This is a genomic window from Modicisalibacter sp. 'Wilcox', from assembly GCF_010993675.1.
In the GTDB taxonomy this organism is placed as follows: Bacteria; Pseudomonadota; Gammaproteobacteria; order Pseudomonadales; family Halomonadaceae; genus Modicisalibacter; species Modicisalibacter tunisiensis.
The window spans coordinates 116,652-137,695 of record NZ_WNXF01000003.1; the positions used below are offsets into that span (position 1 = coordinate 116,652).

Here is a 21,044-nt window from a genome sequence, read left to right on the forward strand (position 1 = left end):
CGGCTCCGACGACCCGGCCCTGGACGAGCGCCGCGGGATGCCGCGGCGCTCGTCGTCGATGTTCAGCCCTTCCGTTTTCAGGAGATCGCCGTGAGCGACCCGAACCTTGACTCGATCCGCGACGAGGAGGCCCAGGAGGCCGACGAGCGCCTGACGCATCCGTGGCTGGGGCGCTTCCTGTTCGCCTTCGCGATCGTCATCGCCCTGGTGCACCTCTATTTCAATACCTTCTCGACGCTGTCCACGCTGTGGACGAGCGCCATGCATTTCGGGCTGTTCGGTGCGCTGTGCGCGCTGTCGGTGCCGCTGGCGCGGCCCTCCGGCGCCGGGGCGCAGCGCGCGATCCTGGCCGTCGACGTGCTGCTGGCGGTGGCGGCGATCGGCTGCGCGCTCTACCTGATGGCCTTCGAGGACGCCCTGTATGACCGCGGCGTGACCTTCAACGCCAGCGACTGGGTGGTGTCGATCCTGGCCGTGGGGCTGGTACTCGAGTTCGCCCGGCGCACCACCGGCTGGTTCATCCCGGTGCTGTGCCTGATCGCGCTGACCTATGTGGCCTGGTGGGGCAAGTACGTCGGCGGGGTCTTCAACTTCCCCGGCCTGAGCTGGGAGACCGTGCTGTTTCGCAGCTACATCGGCGGCGAGGGCATGCTGGGCTCGATCGCCCGCATCTCCTGGTCGTACGTGTTCATGTTCATCCTCTTCGGCGCCTTCCTGGTCAAGTCGGGCGCCGGGGAATTCATCATCGAGCTGGCGCGCTGTGCGGCCGGACGCTTCGTCGGCGGCCCGGGCTTCGTGGCGGTGTTCTCCTCGGGCCTGATGGGCTCGGTGTCCGGCTCGGCGGTGGCCAATACCGTCTCCACCGGGGTCATCACCATCCCGTTGATGCGCAAGGCCGGCTTTCCCGCACGCTTCGCCGCCGGCGTCGAGGCCTCGGCATCGACCGGCGGCCAGCTGATGCCGCCGGTGATGGGGGCCGGGGCCTTCATCATGGCTTCCTACACCCAGGTGTCGTACCTGACCATCATCGGCGTCGCCGCGCTGCCGGCGCTGCTGTACTTCCTGTCGGTGGCGATGTTCGTGCGCATCGAGGCCAAGCGCAGCAACGCCCAGCACCTCGACGACCCCGATGCGCCGAAGATCGGCGAGGTGCTCAAGAACGGCTGGCACTTCCTGCTGCCGCTGATCGTGCTGGTGGCGGCGCTGATCTACGGCTTCACGCCCACCTACAGCGCCGGCATCGCCATCGTTTCGGTGATCGTGGCGTCGTGGCTGTCCAAGCAGCCGATGACCCCGAAGCTGATCATCGAGGCCCTGGTGCAGGGCACCCGCAACATGATCACCACGGCGATCCTGCTGATCACCGTGGGGCTGATCGTCAACGTGGTCTCGACCACCGGCATCGGCAACACCTTCTCGCTGATGATCACCGACTGGGCGGGCGGCAGCCTGCTGGTGACCCTGGTGCTGATCGCCATCGCCTCGCTGATCCTGGGCATGGGGCTGCCGGTCACGGCGTCCTACATCGTGCTGGCGACGCTGTCGGCGCCGGCGCTCTACAACTTGATGGCGCACTCCCAGCTCGTCGACCTGCTGGTGGCCGGCGATCTGCCGCAGCAGGCCCAGGCCATCTTCATGCTCGCCGCGCCGGATCAGGTGCAGGCGCTGTCCGCGCCGATGAGCCCGGCCGACGCCCAGGCGCTGCTCGACAAGGTACCGGACACCTTCTCCAGCCAGCTCTACGAGCAGGCGCTGTCGCCGCACTTCCTGACCATGGCGCTGGTCGCCGCGCACATGGTGATCTTCTGGCTGTCCCAGGACTCCAACGTCACGCCGCCGGTGTGCCTGACCGCCTTCGCCGCCGCGGCGATCGCCAACACGCCGCAGATGCGCACCGGCCTGACCGCCTGGAAGATCGCCAAGGGGCTCTACATCGTGCCGCTGCTGTTCGTGTGGTCGCCGCTGATCACCGGCACGCCGCTGGAGATGACCACCGTCTTCGTCATGGCGCTGTTCGGCATCTACGCCATCGTCGCCGGCCTCGAGGGCTATCTCGAGCATGAGCTGTCATGGTGGCTGCGGCTGCTGATGTTCCCGATCGGCGCCCTGATGCTGTGGCCGCACGGCATGCTCGCCCTCGATCTGGCCGGGGTGGCGATCTTCGCCGCCGTGTTCGCCTGGAGCGTGCGTCAGGGGCGGACTCCACGGACGGCCGCCTCATGAGCGGGCTGGAAGGGCTGGCGCTGGTGGTGATCGGCGCTGCCGCCGGCTTCATCAACGTGCTGGCGGCGGGGGGCTCGATGCTGACCCTGCCGCTGCTGATGTTCCTGGGGCTGCCACCCCAGGTGGCCAACGGCACCAACCGGGTGAGCATCGCCCTGCAGAGTGTCAGCGCGGTGGGCAACTTCCGCCGCGCCGGCGCTCGGGACCTGGGGGTCGGCCTGCGGCTCTCGGTGCCGGCGGTGCTGGGTGCACTGTGCGGTGCCTGGTTGGCGCTGGGAATTCCCGACGCCGTGTTCGAGACGGTGCTGGTGGTGGCCATGGTCGGCGCCTCGCTGATGATGCTGCTGCCACAGCCGACGCTGGACACCCGGGAGCTGACCCCGGAACGGCTGACACCGGCGGTGTATCTGGCGATGTTCGTCATCGGCCTCTACGGCGGCTTCATTCAGGTCGGCGTGGGGGTGTTGTTCATCGCCGTGCTCTACCGCATGCTCAGGATCGACCTGGCCCAGGTCAACGTGCTCAAGGTACTCATCATACTTGTCTATACCTTGCCGGCGTTGGCGGTGTTCGTGCTCGACGATCAAGTCCGCTGGGCCTACGGCCTGCTGATGGCGGTGGGCAGCATGAGCGGCGCCTGGCTGGCGGTGCGGGTCAACATGGGGCCGCGTGGCGCCAAGTGGGTCCGCGGACTGACGCTGGCGGTGATCGGGGTGATCATCCTGCGCCTGGTACTGGTCTAGTCGCGCCTCTTGTGGCAAGCGCCGGGATCGGCGATAACAGGCGCAACAATCGCGCGAGGAGAATGCCATGAACAAGCTAGCGATCGCGCTGGCCCTGCTGATGCTGGCGGGCCTGGCCGGCTGCAATACCATGCACGGCTTCGGCCGCGATGTGCAGAAGGTGGGCTCGGAAATCGAGGAAGCCGCTTCCGGGAAGTAGCGGATCCACCGGGCAGAATCCGCCGGAGCCTGTTAGGCTGGGGGTGTGACGCCTTGTCACGCACCGGAACGGGGTCCGGATGATGGCCTCGCCGGTGACTTCATTGATCCGTTAGGGAGGACGCGAGATGAAGAAACTGACGGCACTGATGTTTCTGGCGCTGGTGAGTGTCAGCGTGCTGAGCGGCTGCAACACCATGCATGGCGCCGGCGAAGACATCGAAGAGGGCGGTGAGCAGATCCAGGACTCCGCCAGCTGAGTGTCAGCACCCACGCCCGGCGGCTTGCCGTCGGGCGGGCTGGTGCCTTGCGCCACTCCTTTCCCCGGTTTCCGACCTCTTTTCCTGTCGTTCCCCGCCGCCTGTGTTCAGTCCGTAGCCTCGCCGCCGATCCGATAGCGCCGTTCCAGGCGTTCGAAGGACAGGTCGCTGACGATCGCCAGCAGCCCCACCAGCACCGCCCCCTGAATCACGTAGGCGATATTGTCGCCCACCAGCCCGGCGATGATCGGTGTGCCCAGGCTCTGGGCGCCGACCGTGGAGCCGATGGTGGCGGTGCCGATGTTGATGATCACCGACACCCGGACACCGGCGATGATCACCCGCATCGCCAGCGGCAACTCGACGCGCCACAGGATCTGCCGGGCGCTCATGCCCGTGCCGCGGGCGGCCTCCAGGGTGTCGGCGGGCACGGTGCGCAGGCCGGTGATGGTGTTCTGTACCACCGGCAGCAGGCCGTAGAGGGTCAGGGCGACGATGGTCGGCACGAAGCCGAACCCGGCCAGCGGCACGACGATCGCCAGCACCGCCGCCGGCGGAAAGGTCTGGCCGATCGCCGCCAGCGCCGAGACCAGCGGCTCGAACTCGCGCCCGGTGCGACGGGTGACGAACAGGCCCGCAGAGACGCCCACGCTCACCGAGATCAGCGACGAGACCAGTACCAGTACGAGGTGGTCGAGGGTCAGCCGCCAGAAGCTTTCGCGAGCGTAGACGGGTGTCTCGAGCTGCGGAAAGGCGGCATGGAACAGCGGTTCCAGACGGCCCATGAACAGCACCAGGGCCACCAGCAGCAGACTCAGCAGCGGCAGCAGGGCGTCGCGGCGCCGTTCGCGCCGGAGCAGGGCCGCCATCATGGCTGACGCCCCATGACCCCCTCCAGGGTCACCTCGCCGATCAGACGCCCGGCGTCGTCGATGACCGGCAGCACGCCCACGCGATACCAGACCATGCGCGACAGGGCTTCCTTCATGGTCATTCCCGGTGTCGCCGTCCAGTCATCGGTGACCGCCACGCGCGGCGGCACGTCCGCCGTCGGGCGGCCGCCGTGCAGGCAGGTCGGGTGCCCTTGCGCGTCGGTTTCCCAGTGATGGGGGGCGTCGCCGGATGTCGTCGCCGCCTGCTGGTACTGGTGCACCCAGCGCCGCGAGAGCAGCTTGAGGCCGAGGTCGGCCTTGCCGATGAAGTCGCTGACGAAGGCCTCGGCGGGGGCGGTGAGCAGCTCGATGGGGCGGTCGTACTGCACCAGGCGCCCGGCGTCGAGCAGGGCGATGCGCGAGGCCAGCTTGAGCGCCTCGTCCATGTCGTGGGTGACGAAGATCACGGTGGTGCCGGTTTGCTCGTGGACGCGGCGCATCTCGTTCTGCAGCACCTCGCGGGTCAGCGGGTCGACGGCACCGAAGGGCTCGTCCATCAGCAGCACTTCCGGGTCGGCGGCGAGCGCCCGGGCTACCCCCACGCGCTGGGCCTGACCGCCAGAGAGCTGGTGCGGGTACTTGTCGCGGAACTCGCCGGCATCCAGGTGGAAGAGGTCGAGCAGCTCGTCGACCCGCGAGGCGATGCGCGCGCTCGGCCACTTGAGCAGGTTGGGCACCACGGCGATGTTGTCGGCCACCGTCCAGTGGGGGAACAGCCCGATCGACTGGATGGCGTAGCCGATCCGCCGGCGCAGCTGCTCCGCCGGCAGGCGGGTGACATCCTCGTCGCCGAGCAGGATGCGCCCGCTCGTCAAGGGAATCAGCCGGTTGATCATGCGCAGCGTGGTCGACTTGCCGCAGCCGGAGGGGCCGATCAGCACGCTGAACTCGCCGCTCTCGACACGCAACGAGATGTCGCTGACGACCGTCTTGTCGCCGTAGGTCTTGGTCAGGCCCTGTAATTCGATCATGCCTTCGGCTCTCGATGAGTGGGGGTGTCGCTCAGCGGGCGCCGGCGGGGCGGCTGACGGCGACCAGGATCTGCATCAGGAAGTCGGCGACCACCGCCAGGGCGATGGTCGGCACCGCGCCCAGCAGCACCAGGTCGATGGCGTACTGGCCCAGCCCCTGAAAGATGAACGCACCCAGCCCGCCGGCACCGATCAACGCGGCCACCACGGTCAGGCCGATGGCCTGGACGGTGACGATGCGCAGCCCCGACAGGATCACCGGCAGGGCCAGCGGCACCTCGACGCGCCACAGGATCTGCCGGCGCGTCATGCCCATGCCGCGCGCCGCTTCGCGGGTGGCCGGGTCGACGCCGGCGAAACCGGCCTGGGTGTTGCGCACGATCGGCAGCAGCGAGTAGAGGATCAGCGCGAGGATCGCCGGCGCCGCGCCGATGCCCGCCACGCCCAGCGCGCCCAGCCAGGGCACGGCATCGCCGAGCGCCGACAGCGGCGCCACCAGCAGCGCGAACAGCGCGATCGAGGGGATCGTCTGGAAGACGTTGAGCACGCTGAACAGCACCCCGCGCGTGGCGGGGCGGCGGTGCGCCAGCAGGCCCAGCGGCAGGCCGATCGCCAGGGTCGGCGCCAGCGCCAGCCCGACCAGGGTCAGGTGGGTGACGAACTGACCGACGAAGGCGTCCTCGATGTTGAAGTATTCCCGCAGGATCGACAGCGCGTTGAAGGTGCCGGCGGCGAACAGCGCCGCGACGACGGCGACCAGCAGCAGGCCGTAGCCGCTGCGCAGCCACAGCGACGACCCCAGGCGCTGGAAGGCGTCGACGATCATCAGGCTGGTGCAGAACACCAGCACCCAGAAGGCCGCCCCCTGGGAGACCCGGGCCGCCGGGGAGGCGTCGGTCAGGGCGCGCTGGGCGTAGTCACCCAGCCCGTACAGCGTCAGCAGCAGGGCCAGCGGTGCGGCCACCAGCGTCAGGCGGGCACCGCGGCGCTCGCCCAGCGGGCGGGCCAGGCAGGCCAGGGCGAGGGCGCCGGCCAGCGCCGCCAGCCCCAGCACCTGCCAGGGGCGCAGCGCCGTCAGCAGCGACACCGATTCCCCCGACACCAGCCGGTTGGGCGCCATGGCGGCGAACGGCAGCAGTACCGCGCCGGCCAGGCTCGCCACCAGCAGGGTGGCCAGCACCCGGTTGGCGATGCGCCGCGGTGCGTCGTGCGCGTCGAGGCCCACGCGTCAGTCGAGGAAGTCGTGGTCTTTCAGGTAGTCCTGCGCCACCTGTTTGGCCGGCAGGCCCTGGACCTGGATCCGGCTGTTGAGCGTCTGCAGCGTCTCGCGATCCAGCGAGGCGAAGACCGGCTCGAACAGATCGGGCAGCTCGGGATGGGCCTTCAGGACCGCCTCGCGCATCACCACGGCCGGTTCGTAGACCATCTGCACGCCCTGGGTATCGTCCATGACCTTGAGCCCGGCGGGCTGGATGGCGCCGTCGGTGCCGTAGACCATCGCCGCGTTGGTGCCGCTGGTACCTTCGGCCGCGGCGCGGATGGTCGCGGCGGTGTTGCCCCCCGAGAGCACCAGCAGCTGGTCCTGGGAGAGCGTGAAGTCGTAGGCCTTCTGGAAGCTGGGCAGGGCCGCGGCGCTCTCGACGAACTCGGCGGAGCCGGCCAGCTTGACGTCGCCGCCGTCGCGCACCCAGCGCCCGAAGTCCGCCATGGTCTCGAGATCGTTGGCCTCGGCGATCGAGCGCTTCACGGCGATCGCCCAGGTGTTGTTGGCCGGGGCCGGCTTGAGCCAGACGATGTCGTGGTTCTTGCGGTCCCAGTCGCGCACCTTCTCGTAGCCGGCCTCGGCGTTCTTCCAGGCCGGGTCGTCGGTGGTGCCGCTGAAGAAGGCGCCGTTGCCGGTGTACTCGGGGTAGAGGTCGATCTCGCCCTCGAGCAGGGCCTTGCGCACGATGTTGGTGGGGCCGAGCTGGAGCTTGTTCTCCACCGGGTAACCGGCGTCTTCCAGCAGTGCGACCATCATGTTGCCGAGCAGCGCCCCTTCGGTATCGATCTTCGACGCCACGCGCAGCGGCTCGGCCGCCACGGCCTGACCGGCCGCCAGCAGCGTGCCGGCCACGAGGCCCAACAGGTTGCCAATCCTGGCCATGAGCTTTCATCCTCTTGTTGGTGACGGGGTGCGATAGACGGTTAGGTGCGTCGTTCCACTGAGCCTAGCCATCGATGAGGGGTGGCTCCACTTTTCAGGACCTTATCGAGGGTGCCGTGCGGCGTCCAGCGGTTTGGCCGATGTATCGGCCGTGCGTGGCCGCGGCGACGGGGCCCGACAGGGAGGAGACGGGAATGCACAGAGGCACCACGCTTGGAATTCTGGTCGCCGGCCTGCTGAGCGGCTGTGCCGGCTCGCCGAGCCACGAGCCGGCCCCGGCGCCGCCGCCCCCGCCGATGAGTCAGGCCGACGAGGGCGCCTGCGATGCCGACGCCCTCGCCGACTGGACGGGGCGCGACTACCGGGACGCGATGACGACCCGGGCCCGTGAACGCAGCGGTGCCGAGCGGGTACGGGTGATCCGCCCGGGGCAGGGCTACACCATGGACTATCGGCCGGATCGCCTGAACCTGCACCTGGACGAACACGGGCGCCTCGTGGGCGCCGATTGCGGCTAGCGTGACCGGCGCCATGCCGGCGAGGCGCCGTGCACGGTGCCGGTCCTGCAGGACTGATCAGTCGTACTTGGTCTGCCAGCGCTTGGTGGCGATCTGCTCCTTGAGCAGCTCGAGCACCTCGATCAGCACCTGCTCGGTGATGCGTTCGCTGCGCCGGTCGGTGACCAGCAGGATGTCCATGCCGCTGTCGGCGGCGCGGCGCAGCAGCTGCGAAAACTCCGGCGAGCGCAGCCCGCCGACCGCCTCGTGGATCAGCCGGCTGGCCAGGTCGCTGGCGCCTGGTCCATGGCGCCGGCGACCTGGCGACCCATCGGCATGCGGTGCAGGCGCTGGATCTCCGGGCTCTCCTGCAGGGTCCGGCCCACCAGGGCGCTGACGTAGCGGGCGATCAGCGCGCGATTCTCGGCATAGATGCCGTCGAGTCCCGTCTCCAGCCGTGCGGCGATCTCCGCCACCAGCTGCGCCTTGCGCGGTGCCACCACCTCGTCGGCGAGCCGCTGCGACAGCGTGTTGCTGTGGCGGACCTCCTCCTGAACACTGCCGATCAGGCGGACCGCGACGCGGTCGGACACTTCCTCGAGCAGGATGTCGTAATACTTGCGGGCTGCCTGAAACACGTACCAGCGACGTACGTCGATCATGCCCAGGCGCTGCAGGCGATGGAGCAGGGCGAACACGCGCAGTACGCGCAGCCAGCGCAAGCCGGCCAGCGGGATGCAGCCGAGCACGTCGTACCAGTGCACGAAGGGGTAGAAGAACCAGCGATGATAGCGCCGCTCGATGATCGCCATCGTCCAGCCGATCAGCACGTCGAGCACGTAGACGCTGACGAAGGCCAGGTCGATGGAGAAGAAATGCGCGTGGATGGTGTCGGCATAGGCAGCCTCGAGGCGCGGGGCGACGGCGGCGAAGGCGTCGTGCAGCGGCGGCAGCAGGTACAGGCTGTCGAACAGCAGCAGCGCCAGGTTGACGATCACCAGGGCGATGATCAGGCCGTCCCAGGCCAGGGCGAGGCGGTCCCGAAGCGATGCGGGCGACGTCATGCGGCCTCCTTGCGATGACGGGGGTGTATCAGGATGAGCGTTGCGCGTACTGATGGTCGTGCGCGCGGGTGGCGCGCTCGGCTTCCTTGCGCATTTCCCGGCGCAGCGCGGCCTTCTCGAAACGGCGTTTCTGCAGCGCCGTGTCCAAGCGCAGCGGCGGCACCTCGACCGGCTTGCCCTGCGGGTCGACCGCGACCATGGTCAGGTAGCAGCTGTTGGTGTGGCGAATGACCTTCTCCTGAATCGACTCGGCGACCACCTTGATGCCGATCTCCATCGATGAGCGCCCGACATGGTTGACCATGGCGAGGAAGGTGACCAGCTCGCCGACATGGATCGGCTGCTTGAACAGCACCTGGTCGACCGACAGCGTCACCACGTAGCTGCCGGAATAGCGGCTGGCGCAGGCGTAGGCGACCTCGTCGAGCTTCTTGAGGATCGCGCCGCCGTGGACCTTGCCGCTGAAGTTGGCCATGTCGGGGGTCATCAGCACGGTCATGGTCAGTTCGTGCTGGCGGGGCATGTCGTCGGGGGCCATGGGGCATCCTCGTGTCGCGGGATTTCCCTTAGGTGTAACACGTTTTGCCCCGGCACGATGCGTCCGGGGCGTTCGACCCCAAGACTATCGTGGATCGTGTCGGACGCTCGGGGCAAGCCTGCGAGGAGGCGCTATAGACTCATCCCTGAGCGCTACCGACGCCTTCCCTGGCGCCGGACCTCCTCTTCGGCTTGCCCCTTGGTGCCCCTCGTTGTTGCAACAAGGCTAACCTCATGGTCGGCCCGGCAGGGTGGCGTCAGGGGATGAAGCTGAGCCCCAGGGCGATGATCACGCCGGTGACCACGAGCTGGATCAGGCAGAAGCCCATGATGTCCTTGGCCTTGAGACCGGCGATGGCCAGCACCGGCAGCGCCCAGAAGGGCTGCAGCAGGTTGGTCCAGGCGTCACCCCAGGCCACGGCCATGGCGATACGCGGGATGTCCGCGCCCAGCGCCTGGGCCGCCGGCAGCATGACCGGGGCCTGCACCGCCCACTGGCCGCCGCCGGAGGGCACGAAGAGGTTGACCACGCCGGCGCTGATGAACGACCAGAACGGCAGGGTGTCGGCGTTGGCGATCGACACGAAGCCCTCGGAGAGCGTCTGGGCCAGGCCCGACTGCACCATGATCGCCATGATCCCGGCATAGAAGGGGAACTGGATGACGATGCCCGCGCCGCCCTTGATGGCTTCGTGGAGGCTGTCGAGCAGGCGGCGCGGGGTGCGGTGCAGCACGATGGCCAGAAACAGGAACAGGAAGTTGACGATGTTGAGGTTGAGTCCGCCGCCGCGCAGCAGGAAGTGGTCGAACAGGAACAGCAGGCCCGGGATGCCCACCAGCCAGGCCAGCGCCTTGCTGTTCTCGAGATGCTCGGCGGGGCGCGTGATCACCGGGCGCTCCTCGCCGGCGGGCGTGCCGAGCCGCTCGGGGTCGACGTACACGCTCTCGGCGTCGTCGGGCAGCATCGCCCGATTGACCAGCGGCACCGCGATGAACAGCGCCACGACGATGGCCAGGTTGAACAGCGAGAATATCGTCTCGCCGGTGGGGACCACGCCGATCTGGTCGGCCGTGAAGTGGCCCTCGGTGGCGATCACCAGCGGAATCGAGCCGGCCAGTCCGCCGTGCCAGACGACGAAGCCGGAATAGGCGCTGGCGATCAGCAGGCGATAGTCGACACGGATCTGGCGGGCCAGCTCCTTGGCGAACAGTGCGCCCACTACCAGGCCGAAGCCCCAGTTGATCCAGCTGGCGGCCAGCGAGACCAGCGTGACCAGCACAATGGCACGTGCCGGGGTGCCGGCACGGGTGGCGAGGCGAGCCAGCTGGCGCCGTACGGGCGGCGAGCTGGCCAGCATGAAGCCGGCGACCAGCACCAGCAGCATCTGCATCGAGAAGCTCAGCAGGTTCCAGAAGCCGTCGCCCCAGAAGCGCAGCACGGCCAGCGGCGTCTGGCGCTCCACGCCGATGGCCGCCGCGGCGGCGATCAGCGTCAGCAGCAGCACGAAGATGTAGGGGTCGGGCAGGTAGCGCTCGACCAGTTTCACGGCCGGGCGTGAGAGTGTCTTGAGCATGGGGATCTCGCTGGTTGTTGGCGTTTTTGCAGCGTCGCGCCTAGCGATAGCGCAACCGGCACGGCGCGGTCAACGCGCCGCCGTGCGTCTTTGGTCGAGCGGCAGGCCCCAGCGCGTGCGGCGGTAGTGCCGGTAGTAGGCGACCAGCGTCGCCGAGCGGGCCAGCGTGAACAGCGTGAAGGCCAGCCACAGGCCGTGGTTGCCGAGCGCCAGCGGGCCGGTGGCCAGCCACCAGCTGGGCAGGTAGACCGCCAGGCCGACGAGAATGCTGTTGCGCATCTCGCGGGTGGCGGTGGCGCCGATGAACACCCCGTCGAACAGGTAGCTCCACACCGCCAGCACCGGCATCACCACCATCCAGGGCAGGTAGGTCGCGGCGGTCTCGCGCACCGCCGGCAGGTCGGTGAGCAGCGCGATCAGGACGTGCCCGCCGAGGGCGAAGGCGAGCATGGCCGCGACGGTGGTGAGCAGGGAAAAGCGCATCGCGCCGCCCACCGCGTCGCGGAACGCCGCCCCGTCGCCCCGGCCGATGGCGCGGCCGGTGAGGGCCTCGGCGGCATGGGCGAAGCCGTCCAGGCCGTAGGAGGTGAGCATGATGAACTGCAGCAGCACGGCATTGGCGGCGAGGATCACGTCCCCCTGGCTGGCGCCCCGGGCGGTGAAGAAGGCCATGGCGAAGAGCAGCCCCAGGGTGCGCAGGAACAGCTGGCTGTTGACCTGGAAGAGCTCGGTGTAGGCGGCCGGCCGCCACAGCCGCTCGCCGAGGAAGTGCCCGCCGAGCGTGCGCAGCTGGCGCCGGACCAGCCACAGACCCAGGCCCAGCGCCGTGTAGTCGGCGATCACCGTGGCCCAGGCGACGCCGTTGCTGGTCATCCCCAGACCGACCACGAACACCAGGTCGAGGACGATGTTGACGCTGTTGGTGGCGACCATGATCGTCAGGGTCACGCGGCTGTTCTGCTGGCCCAGAAACCAGCCGAGGATGGCGTAGTTGGCCAGTACCGCCGGGGCCGAGAGAAAGCGGATGCCGGCGTACTCGCGGGCCAGGGTGGTGGCTTCGTGGCTGCCGTCGAGCAGCCACAGGCCCAGCGTGGTCAGCGGCTGCGAGAGCACGATCAGCAGCGCGCCGATCAGCGCCGCCAGCAGCAGCGACTGGCCGAGCAGGTTGCGCACCGCGGTGTCGTCCTCGCGGCCCGCCGCCTGGGAGGTCAGGCCAGTGGTGCCCATGCGCAAGAAGCCGAAGCCCCAGTAGAGGAAGCCGAACAGCGTGGCGCCCAGGGTCACGCCGGCGAGGAAGCGCGACTCCGGCAGGTGGCCGACCACGGCGGTATCCACCAGGCCGAGCAGCGGCACGGTGATGTTGGAGAGGATGATCGGCCAGGCCAGCGTCCAGACGCGACGGGTGGCGGCAGCGCTCATGGGCGGGTGCGTTCCTGTGGGCAGGCGGGTGGCGGGCGATCGAGCCAGTGCCGCCCGGCGGGGCGGCCCGTCGACGGGGAGTCAGGCCGCGGTGATGCGTTCGTACTTCTTCATCAGCGCGTCACGGGACTCGCGATGGTCGGGGTCCAGCGGGATGCAGTCCACCGGACACACCTGCTGACACTGCGGCTCGTCGAAGTGGCCGACGCACTCGGTGCACAGGCCGGGGTCGATCACGTAGACCTCCTCGCCCGGCGAGATGGCGCCGTTGGGACATTCGGGTTCGCAGACGTCGCAGTTGATGCATTCGTCGGTGATCATCAGGGCCATGGGTCATGTCCTCGCTGCGGCGGTCGCGTCACGCATCGCGCGCGTTCTCGGTGTCGAAGTGCTCGCGCAGCGCTGCCGCGACCCGGGGATGCACGAGCCGGCTGACATCGCCGCCGAGCCGCGCGATCTCGCGCACGATGGTGGCGGAAATGTAGGAGTTCTCGACCGCGGGGGTCAGAAACAGGCTCTCCACGTGGGGGGCCTGGGCACGATTCATGTTGGCCAGCTGCAACTCGTACTCGAAGTCCGAGACCGCCCGCAGACCGCGGAGGATGATGCGCGCCCCCTGCTGGTCGAGCAGTTCGGTGAGCAGGCCGTGAAAACCCACGACCGAGACGTTGTCGAGCTCGGCGACCACGTCCTCGGCCAGGTTGACGCGGGCGTCGATGTCCAGCGTCGGCCGTTTGCCGGGACTCGCCGCGACGGCCACCACCACCTTGTCGAAGATCCGTGCGGCGCGCTCGATCAGATCGAAGTGCCCGTTGGTGATCGGGTCGAAGGTGCCGGGGTAAACCACGATATTCATGGGTGAATCCTGTCGGAAGGCCGGCCGCCCGTATCGGCGGCGGTATTCACGGCCCGACGCCTGGCGGCGCCGGGCCCCTCAGGGTAGCCGATGGGCGTCGGACCGGCAATGGCCTCAGTCGTCGAGCCGGCCGAAGGGATTGTCCACCGCCAGCGAGACCGGCCGGGCATAGCCGGGGATGTGGATGCCGTCGGCCTCGACCGTCAGCTCCGGCCCTTCGAGTACACCTTCGCCGAAGCGGTAGATGACCTCGAAATCGGCCGCGTCGGCGCGTGCCAGATAGGCATCGCCACGGGCCTGCACGGCGGCGGCGCGCTCGCGCCAGGCGGCGACGGCGGCCTGGCCGTGGCGCTGGACCAGCAGGCGTTCGGTGGCGTCCGGCGAGAGCAGCAGCCCGGTGGCGTTGTTGCCGCCGAAGCCCTTGGCATTGAGGAAGGCGGCGTCGGCGCGGAAGGCCAGCGACTCGCGGGGCAGGCGCAGGCGTTCGCCGTGCACGTCGTCGGCCACGGCGTCGAGGGTGGGGATGCCGGGGATGTAGCCATGGGCGAAGCTGCCCAGGGCGCTGGCCAGCTGGTCGCCGGCGGAGCTGCCCTGGGAGTGGCCGACGAACGCCTTGACGGCGGCCACCGGCCAGTCGTGAATGCCGTTGGCCCGTGCCACGCTGTCGAGGACATGGGACTCGGTCACGCGGTTCTTGGGCGTGCTGGTGGCGTGGGCGTGCACGAAGGTACGCTCGCGCAGGCCGCGCTCGCCGAGGATCTCGCGGCCCAGCGATGCTGCCTTGCCGAAGGTGATGTAGTTGCCGATGCCGGGCGCCGAGATCGAGCGCTTCCAGCCGTCGGCGTTGACGAACACGCCGGGTATCGCGCCGAGGATCTGCGCGCCGGTTTCCAGCGCCAGGACATCGTCCATCAGCAGCACGAACTGGGCCGATTCGGCGATGGTGAAACCGCAATTGCGGGCGAAGGGGCGGCAGGCGCGCTGGTAGTCGGCATCGGTGAGCAGGCTCAGGGCGTCGAGCGCCTTGAGGCTGTCGTCGTCGGCCAGCGCGCCCATGCTGCGAAAGCCCTCGATGATCTCGGGGGTGATCGGGGCGTCGCTGGTGCCCACCATCACCACCCGGCGCACGCCGCGGCGGATCTCCTCGATGCCCTGGCGCAGGTTGTAGAGGAAGGTCGCGCAGGCGCCCTGGATCGCGCCGGTGGCGCCGACGCTGCCCAGCACGTAGGCGTTGAGGAAGTCGGCGGGCATCTGGCCGTAGCCCAGCGGCATCTGCTTGGAGGTGGCGCGGTTGCCGGAGATGAAGCTCTTGAGCAGCCCGCCCCAGCCCTCGTCGTCGAGCTGGCCGATGGAGTTGCCGGCGTAGACGGCGATCTGGTCCGGGTCGAGGCGATCGCGCAGCGCCTCCCAGTCCAGGCCGCTCTGGCCCAGGCAGTCGCTGGCGCCGAACACCGCCATCGACAGCCCGCGCGGGTGATGCACGCTGCGATACAGGCGCTCGGGCGCGAAGCCGCTGGGCAGCTGGCCGGCGGCGCGAACCTGAGCCTGGCGATGGTCCGGAAGCAGCACCTCGAGGGCGCCCGGCGGCACGCTGACCTCGACCCGGCGGCTGTCCAGGTCACGCACCTGCCAGGTCTCCGGCAGGACCTCGGGCAGCTGGCGGCGACGCATCTGGAAGGTCAGCGGCGTGTCGAGGGCCAGCTGGGCGCGGCGGTTGGCGGGGATGCCCTCGGCGTTGAAGGCCTCGTCCTCGATGCGGCGGATCAGGGTATGGTCGAGTACCGTCTGGCGAAAGCGATCGGCCACGCCAGCCGTGTCGAGGCGGTTACCGTGACTGTCCTGCCAGGAGCCGTCCTCCTGGCGGGCCACCAGGTGCATCATGGCGGCCAGGCCGACCACGGTGCGCTGCTGTTCCTCGGCGGACAAGGCATCGAGCACCGTGCGGCGGAACGCCTGGTGGCCCGAGGTTCTGCCGGCGGCATTGACACCGCCCATGCCGACAATCACCGGTAACTGTGACAAGCCGCATCCCTCGTTGTGCAATGGAGTCTACGAAAAGCTGACAGCAACGGGCCGTCAGGGTTGCATGGGCGCCGCGGGGGACAGGGGCGGGCACGCCATGCCGGGTCTGGGACGCGATGATAGCACTCGCGTTGCAGCGGCGTCATGCCGGCCGCCTTGGCGGGCAGGCGAGCCGGCTTGGTAGACTGGGCGCGTTTCTCGACCCAGAGACTGCCATGCACGCCAATTCCCGTATCGTCACCTCCCGTCAGTCCGGCCCGCACGAGGACCTGGCGCGACGCGTCGCCCGCGCCCTGGATCACCCCTGGCGCAAGCCGATCGCCGATCACACCCGGCACGCCTTCGACCGGGCGCAGGACTGGCTGGCCGCGCAGGGGCGCCCGCTGCTGCTCGATGCCGGCTGCGGCGTGGGGCTTTCCACCCGGGCACTGGCCGCTCGTCATCCGGACCGGGCGGTGATCGGCGTCGATCGCAGCGCGGCGCGGCTGGAGCGCGAGCACGGCGCGCTGCCCGACAACGCCCTGCTGGTGCGCGCCGACCTGGTCGACTTCTGGCGTCTGGCGCTGGGGGCCGGCTGGCAGCCGGAGCGCCATTACCTGCTGTATCCCAATCCCTACCCGAAGGCCTCGCAGCTCAAGCTGCGCTGGCACGGCCATCCGGTCTTCCCGGCGATCCTCGCCCTGGGCGGGCGTCTCGAGCTGCGCTCCAACTGGGCACTGTACCTGGAGGAGTTCGCCCTGGCGCTGCAGCACGCCGGCGAGCCGCGGCCGGCGGTGGTCCGCCATGACCCGCAGGGCGACTACCTGACGCCCTTCGAGCGCAAGTATGCACAAAGCGGGCAGCCGCTCTGGCGGCTGACCGCCACGTTGCCCCACGCACCGCAGCGGCTGCCCTGACCCCGCTCAGCGCGACAGCCGCGTGCTGAGTTCCGCCTCGAGCCAGCGGGCGACCGGCCCCTGGCCGGCATCGCGGCGACGCACCAGCTCCACGCTGACGCCGGGCGGCTCGGGCAGGTCGTCGAGAGTCAGGCGGCTGACCAGCGAGCGGTACATCGGGTAGTCGGCGATATGGGTGGGCACCAGCGCCCAGCCGATGCCCTGGGTGACCAGCTCGGCGATCGCGTAGTAGCTGTTGAGCTGCCAGATGCGCGGCGACAGCCGCGCGCTGCGGTTGCCGCCCAGCGGCGAGGCCACCACCAGCTGGCGATGGCGGCTGAGCGTCGACAGCCGCACCGGGGTGGCGGTGGCGAGCGGGTGGTCATGGGCGACGATGGCGGTCTGCGCCAGGCGGGCGATCTGGCGCACGCCGAGCTGGGGTGGCAGCGAAGGCTGGCTGAACAGCACGCCCAGGTCGGCGGTGCCGTCGGCGACCCAGCTGGGGATGTCGGCCTGGGCGCCGTTGAGCAGTGACAGTTCCAGGTTCGGCCAGCGCTCGGCCAGCACCAGCAGGGTGTCCATCAGCGGCGGGTAGGGCAGCGCCTCGTCGACGGCCAGGGTCAGGTGCGACTCCTCGCCGCCGGCCAGGGTGCGGGCGCGGGCCTCGAGCTGGTCGCACTGACGCAGGATCTCGCGGGCCTCGCGGACCAGCGCCTGCCCTTCGCCGGTCAGCACCGGCGTGCGGCCGCGCCGGTCGAACAGCGTCAGGCCCAGATCGAGCTCGAGATGGGCGACGGCGGTGCTGACCGCGGACTGGGCGCGGCCCAGGTGGCGGGCGCCCGCCGAGAAGGAGCCGTGTTCGGCACAGGCGATGAGCACTTCCAGCTGATCGAGGGTCCAGCGCATGGGTGTCCTATCAGGTTTTTAGATGGAATCTAACTCGAATCCATCGCCATGATGGCGAGAATAGGCCCCAGGGTCGAGGCCGTGCGGGCCTCGCGACAGGATCTCGAGAGGTGAGGATGCGCTCCTGGAGGGAACGAGTGGTGCATACGCTGCTGTTCGAGGCCGGCGGCCTGGTGATGGTGACGCCGCTGGCCAGCTGGCTGACCGGTCACGGCATGGACGAGATGGGCGCCCTGGCGGTGGGGCTGGCCACGGCGGCGATGGCCTGGAACCTGGTCTGGAATCGCGGCTTCGATGCGCTGGTGCCGACACGGCGTCGCAGCGTCGGGCAGCGCTTCACCCAGGCCTTCGGCTTCGAGCTCGGACTGCTGGTGATGACCCTGCCGGTGGTGGCCTGGTGGATGGGCATCAGCCTGGAGGAGGCGTTCTGGCTGGACCTCGGCTTCATGCTGTTCTTCCTGGCCTACGCCATGCTCTTCAATACCCTGTTCGATCGGGTGATGCGCCGCCGTCTGGCGGGAGGTGACTGATGGCCTATGTGTACCTGTTGCTGGCGATCGTCGCCGAAGTGCTCGGCACCACCGCGCTCAAGGCCTCGCGGGAGTTCACCCGGCTGTGGCCCAGCGTGGGGGTGGTGGTCGGCTACGGCCTGGCGTTCTACCTGCTCACCCTGGTGCTGCGCAGCCTGCCCGTGGGGGTCGCCTATGCCGTCTGGGCCGGGCTGGGCATCGTGCTGGTGTCGCTGCTCGGCGTGGTGTGGTTCGGCGAGCGTCTCGATGGGCCGGCGGTACTGGGTATGGGCCTGATCATCGCCGGGGTGGTGGTGATTCAGGTTTTTTCGCGGGTCTCGGCCCACTAGGCTGAATGGCCTTCACCGTTCACGGAGCCCTCATGTCGCGTCGTCTGTCCCTGTTGCTTGTGGTGCTGTGTCTGGTTCTGCCGGGGCCGTTCGCCCGGGCGTCGGGGTTCGAGCATGTCGCGCGGCTGGCCGGGCAGGGCTATCGCCTCGGCGCCCGGGCCGAGCTGCTGGATTCCGGCCGGGTGCTGGGGGCCATCGCGCCGCGGCGCTCGCTCTCGCCGGCCTCGGTGTCCAAGCTCTACACGGCGGCCGCGGCGCTCGACCGCTGGGGGCCGCAGCATCGCTTCACCACCCGGCTGGTGTCGACCGGGGTGATCGACGACGACGGCGTGCTGCACGGCGATCTGGTGCTCGAGGGCGGCGGCGACCCGGCGCTGGTCTCCGAGGATCTGTGGCGGCTGATCCAGCGGCTGCGCCAGCGCGGCGTCACGGCGGTCAGGGGGCAGCTGGTGGTCAGCCAGTGGCGTTTCGGCCCCGTCGAGTGCGTGACCACCGACCGCTGCCGGGCCGCCTCGCGGGCCGACAACGCCTACAGCGCGCGGCTCTCCTCGGCGGCGGTCAACTACGCCAGCTGGTGCCTCGACGTGCTGCCGGGGCGGGTGGGCGGCGCGGCGCGGATCCTCAGCTGCAACACCGTCGAGCCCACCACCCGCGTCGACAACCGCGTGACCACCGTCGCCCGGGGCGGCGAGTCCCGGCTCGATGCCGAGCGGGTCACCGACGAGCGGGGCGACGTGCTGGTGGTCAGCGGCCAGATCGCCCGGGACAGCCAGCCGCGGGCGCTCTATCGTGCCAGCTCCGAGCCGGCCGAACAGACCGCCCGGACCCTGGCGGCGATGCTCGCGCGGGCCGGGATCGTGGTCTCCGGCGGCACGGCGGTGAGCCGCACCCGGCCCCCGGCGGCGGCGACCCCGCTCGCCGAGGTCGACGGCAAGCCGCTGCAGACGCTGCTGCAGCGCATGCTCGACTACTCGAACAACTTCATGGCCGACACCCTGAGCCTGGACCTAGCCGACACGCCGCGGGCCACGCTGCCCGAGGCCGGCAGGGCGGTGGCCGGCTTCGCCCGGGGCCTGGCGGGGCATGGCCCGCTGGTGCTGCACAGCGGCAGCGGCCTGACCCCGGAGAATCGCACCTCGGCGCAGGGCGTGACCACCCTGCTGGCGGCCATGTACCGGCGCCCGGCGCTGTTCCCGGCCTTCCTGGCCGGGCTGCAGCTGCCGGTCAACGGCCCGATGCACTTCATCCGCCGTGGCGATCCCCTGTTCCAGGACCACGTGATGCTCAAGACCGGCACGCTCAACCGACCCGTGACGGTCCGCGCGCTGGGCGGCTACTTCCGCACCGCGAGCGGCCGCTGGGGGGCGTTCAGCGTGCTGGTCAACGGCACGGCGAGCACGCCCTACCTGGCCTGGTCCACGGTGCTGGACGCGGTGTCCGCGGACCTGGCGGCGATGATTCGCGCGCATTGATCGGCCGCGATGCCGGCTTGACAGCTACCGGCCGCCGCGGCCAACTCGGGCATGCTGCCCCGCAGGGGCGGCGCGCCACCCTGGAGGATGCCGCATGACGTCGATGCAATGGGAACGCCTGCTCGAGCCGGGCCGGCTCAACGACAAGCCGCGCGGCTCGCGCGGCGAGGTGGGTCGCAGCCCCTTCCACAAGGACCACGACCGGATCGTCTTCGCCGGCTCGTTCCGGCGGCTGGGGCGCAAGACCCAGGTCCATCCGCTCACCGACAACGACCATATCCACACCCGCCTGACCCACTCGCTGGAGGTGGGCTGCGTGGGACGCTCGCTGGGAATGATCGTCGGCGAGCAGCTGCGCGAGCGACTGCCGGCGTGGATCACCCCGGCCGACCTGGGGGTGATCGTCCAGGCGGCCTGCCTGGGCCACGACATCGGCAACCCGCCGTTCGGCCATGCCGGCGAGTATGCCATCCGCGACTGGTTCAAGCGCGCCGAGAACGACGGCAGCGGGCTGCTCGAGGGGCTCACCGACACCCAGCGCGACGACCTGCTGACCTACGAGGGCAATGCCCAGGGCTTTCGCATCGTCACCCAGATCGAATACAACCAGTTCCGCGGCGGCATGCGCCTGACCGCGGCGACGCTGGGCACCCTGCTCAAGTACCCGTGGACGGTGGAGCACGGCGGCCGCACCGGCAAGTTCGGGGCCTACCAGTCCGAGCGCGAGCAGCTCGCCGAGGTGGCCGAGACCCTGGGACTGCGCCGGCGGGCCGAGTGGGCCTGGTGCCGGCATCCGCTGGCCTATCTGGTCGAGGCGGCGGACGACATCTGCTACGCGCTGCTGGATCTCGAGGACGGCCTGGAGATGGGCATCCTGCGCTTCGACGAGGTGGCGGGCATCCTGATCCAGATCGCCGGTGGCGAGCCCGCCGAGTACGCCGCGCTGGGCGGCGGCGTGTCGCAGCGCCGGCGCATCGCGGCGTTGCGCGGGGCGGCCATGGAGCGCGCCGTGAACGATGTCGGCGAGGTGTTCGTCCAGCACGAGACGGCGCTGCTGGGCGGCGCGCTCACCGAGGATCTGCTCGAGCTCTGTCACCCCGATCTCGACTGGGGCGTCAAGGCGGCCAAGCAGCTCGCCCGCGAGCGCATCTTCCAGAACGAGCGCAAGGCCAAGCTGGAGATCGGTGCCCATACCACCCTCGGCATCCTGCTCGAGGCGTTCATCGGCGCGGCCCACGAGCTGCATCATCAGGGCCGCTCGACCTTCAAGCACCAGCGCGTGCTGGCGCTGATCGGCGAGAACACCCCGCGACCGACCTGGCCGCTCTATGCCAGCTATCGGCGCATGCTCGACTTCATCGGCGGCATGACCGACCACTACGCGGTCGAGCTGGCCCAGGAGATGGGCGGGCGTCTCAAGGGCGAGTAGTCCCGGTGACGCCGCGGCCGACCAGGCGCCGGGTTGGACCTGTGGGCTACACAAGGGTTTA

The 21,044-nt window shown here is 69.7% G+C and carries 23 protein-coding genes; 10 read left to right on the forward strand and 13 right to left on the reverse strand.

Annotated elements, in window-relative coordinates; all coding sequences use genetic code 11:
- The first annotated feature begins 90 nt into the window (after positions 1-90).
- The 4 genes from G7A98_RS03910 to G7A98_RS03925 all read left to right on the forward strand — a co-directional run bounded on the left by G7A98_RS03910 (position 91) and on the right by G7A98_RS03925 (position 3,424).
- Positions 91-2,223: a TRAP transporter permease gene (locus tag G7A98_RS03910; protein WP_163648182.1), complete on the forward strand. Its 2,133-nt coding sequence runs from the start codon at positions 91-93 to the stop codon at positions 2,221-2,223.
- A complete protein-coding gene (locus tag G7A98_RS03915; protein ID WP_163648183.1) occupies positions 2,220-2,966 on the forward strand; it encodes a sulfite exporter TauE/SafE family protein in 747 nt (248 codons plus the stop codon). Before G7A98_RS03910 ends, G7A98_RS03915 begins: the two co-directional genes overlap by 4 nt.
- Before the next feature lie 67 nt (positions 2,967-3,033).
- Positions 3,034-3,165, forward strand: a complete 132-nt coding sequence (locus G7A98_RS03920) for an entericidin A/B family lipoprotein (RefSeq protein WP_163648184.1) — start codon at positions 3,034-3,036, stop codon at positions 3,163-3,165.
- A 127-nt stretch (positions 3,166-3,292) separates the two neighbouring features.
- Positions 3,293-3,424: an entericidin A/B family lipoprotein gene (locus tag G7A98_RS03925; protein WP_163648185.1), complete on the forward strand. Its 132-nt coding sequence runs from the start codon at positions 3,293-3,295 to the stop codon at positions 3,422-3,424.
- 107 nt (positions 3,425-3,531) lie between these two features.
- Here G7A98_RS03925 and G7A98_RS03930 read toward each other — a convergent pair whose 3' ends face one another.
- From G7A98_RS03930 to G7A98_RS03945, 4 genes are read right to left on the reverse strand one after another with little or no spacing between them, the layout of a single operon-like run.
- The gene (locus G7A98_RS03930) at positions 3,532-4,296 is read right to left on the reverse strand and encodes an ABC transporter permease (protein WP_346427255.1); all 765 of its coding nucleotides are present in this window, start codon (positions 4,294-4,296) and stop codon (positions 3,532-3,534) included.
- Entirely contained in the window at positions 4,293-5,327 is a 1,035-nt protein-coding gene (locus G7A98_RS03935) for an ABC transporter ATP-binding protein (RefSeq protein WP_163648186.1), read from the reverse strand. Before G7A98_RS03935 ends, G7A98_RS03930 begins: the two co-directional genes overlap by 4 nt.
- A 31-nt stretch (positions 5,328-5,358) precedes the next feature.
- Positions 5,359-6,552 carry an ABC transporter permease gene (locus G7A98_RS03940; RefSeq protein WP_240464666.1) on the reverse strand — a complete coding sequence of 398 codons (1,194 nt, stop codon included), beginning with the start codon at positions 6,550-6,552 and terminating at the stop codon, positions 5,359-5,361.
- A gap of 3 nt (positions 6,553-6,555) precedes the next feature.
- A complete protein-coding gene (locus G7A98_RS03945; RefSeq protein WP_163648187.1) occupies positions 6,556-7,473 on the reverse strand; it encodes an ABC transporter substrate-binding protein in 918 nt (305 codons plus the stop codon).
- A gap of 194 nt (positions 7,474-7,667) precedes the next feature.
- On the opposite strand from G7A98_RS03945, the gene G7A98_RS03950 reads away from it, so the two are divergent.
- Positions 7,668-7,991, forward strand: coding sequence for an I78 family peptidase inhibitor (locus G7A98_RS03950; protein WP_163648188.1), 324 nt, complete (start codon positions 7,668-7,670; stop codon positions 7,989-7,991).
- A gap of 57 nt (positions 7,992-8,048) precedes the next feature.
- On the opposite strand, the gene G7A98_RS16855 is transcribed toward G7A98_RS03950, so the two are convergent.
- From G7A98_RS16855 to G7A98_RS03985, 8 genes are all read right to left on the reverse strand, one after another.
- Entirely contained in the window at positions 8,049-8,171 is a 123-nt protein-coding gene (locus G7A98_RS16855) for a hypothetical protein (protein ID WP_346427256.1), read from the reverse strand.
- A 71-nt stretch (positions 8,172-8,242) separates the two neighbouring features.
- Positions 8,243-9,034, reverse strand: coding sequence for an ion transporter (locus G7A98_RS03955; protein ID WP_346427257.1), 792 nt, complete (start codon positions 9,032-9,034; stop codon positions 8,243-8,245).
- 28 nt (positions 9,035-9,062) lie between these two features.
- Entirely contained in the window at positions 9,063-9,572 is a 510-nt protein-coding gene (locus tag G7A98_RS03960) for an acyl-CoA thioesterase (RefSeq protein WP_163648189.1), read from the reverse strand.
- 256 nt (positions 9,573-9,828) lie between these two features.
- Positions 9,829-11,145: a short-chain fatty acid transporter gene (locus G7A98_RS03965; RefSeq protein WP_163648190.1), complete on the reverse strand. Its 1,317-nt coding sequence runs from the start codon at positions 11,143-11,145 to the stop codon at positions 9,829-9,831.
- Between the two features lie 69 nt (positions 11,146-11,214).
- A complete protein-coding gene (locus G7A98_RS03970) occupies positions 11,215-12,564 on the reverse strand; it encodes an MATE family efflux transporter (protein WP_163648191.1) in 1,350 nt (449 codons plus the stop codon).
- Between the two features lie 81 nt (positions 12,565-12,645).
- A complete protein-coding gene (locus G7A98_RS03975; protein ID WP_163648192.1) occupies positions 12,646-12,894 on the reverse strand; it encodes a YfhL family 4Fe-4S dicluster ferredoxin in 249 nt (82 codons plus the stop codon).
- Positions 12,895-12,922: 28 nt separating this feature from the next.
- Complete coding sequence (gene coaD / locus G7A98_RS03980) at positions 12,923-13,420, reverse strand: pantetheine-phosphate adenylyltransferase (RefSeq protein ID WP_163648193.1); 498 nt, start codon at positions 13,418-13,420, stop codon at positions 12,923-12,925.
- Positions 13,421-13,534: 114 nt separating this feature from the next.
- Positions 13,535-15,415, reverse strand: coding sequence for a beta-ketoacyl synthase (locus G7A98_RS03985; RefSeq protein WP_163648319.1), 1,881 nt, complete (start codon positions 15,413-15,415; stop codon positions 13,535-13,537).
- 242 nt (positions 15,416-15,657) lie between these two features.
- On the opposite strand from G7A98_RS03985, the gene G7A98_RS03990 reads away from it, so the two are divergent.
- Positions 15,658-16,338 (forward strand): methyltransferase domain-containing protein, encoded by a 681-nt coding sequence (locus G7A98_RS03990; RefSeq protein ID WP_163648194.1) that lies wholly within the window; start codon positions 15,658-15,660, stop codon positions 16,336-16,338.
- A 6-nt stretch (positions 16,339-16,344) separates the two neighbouring features.
- Here the strand turns inward: G7A98_RS03990 and G7A98_RS03995 are convergent, their stop codons facing one another.
- Positions 16,345-17,223 (reverse strand): LysR family transcriptional regulator, encoded by an 879-nt coding sequence (locus tag G7A98_RS03995; RefSeq protein ID WP_163648195.1) that lies wholly within the window; start codon positions 17,221-17,223, stop codon positions 16,345-16,347.
- Between the two features lie 116 nt (positions 17,224-17,339).
- Between G7A98_RS03995 and G7A98_RS04000 the strand changes: the two genes are divergently transcribed.
- From G7A98_RS04000 to G7A98_RS04015, 4 genes are all read left to right on the forward strand, one after another.
- Positions 17,340-17,753, forward strand: coding sequence for a PACE efflux transporter (locus G7A98_RS04000; protein ID WP_163648196.1), 414 nt, complete (start codon positions 17,340-17,342; stop codon positions 17,751-17,753).
- Complete coding sequence (locus G7A98_RS04005) at positions 17,753-18,082, forward strand: SMR family transporter (RefSeq protein ID WP_163648197.1); 330 nt, start codon at positions 17,753-17,755, stop codon at positions 18,080-18,082. Before G7A98_RS04000 ends, G7A98_RS04005 begins: the two co-directional genes overlap by 1 nt.
- A 32-nt stretch (positions 18,083-18,114) precedes the next feature.
- Entirely contained in the window at positions 18,115-19,554 is a 1,440-nt protein-coding gene (dacB, locus tag G7A98_RS04010) for a D-alanyl-D-alanine carboxypeptidase/D-alanyl-D-alanine-endopeptidase (protein ID WP_163648198.1), read from the forward strand.
- 94 nt (positions 19,555-19,648) lie between these two features.
- Positions 19,649-20,983, forward strand: coding sequence for a deoxyguanosinetriphosphate triphosphohydrolase (locus tag G7A98_RS04015; RefSeq protein ID WP_163648199.1), 1,335 nt, complete (start codon positions 19,649-19,651; stop codon positions 20,981-20,983).
- Positions 20,984-21,044: the final 61 nt, after the last annotated feature.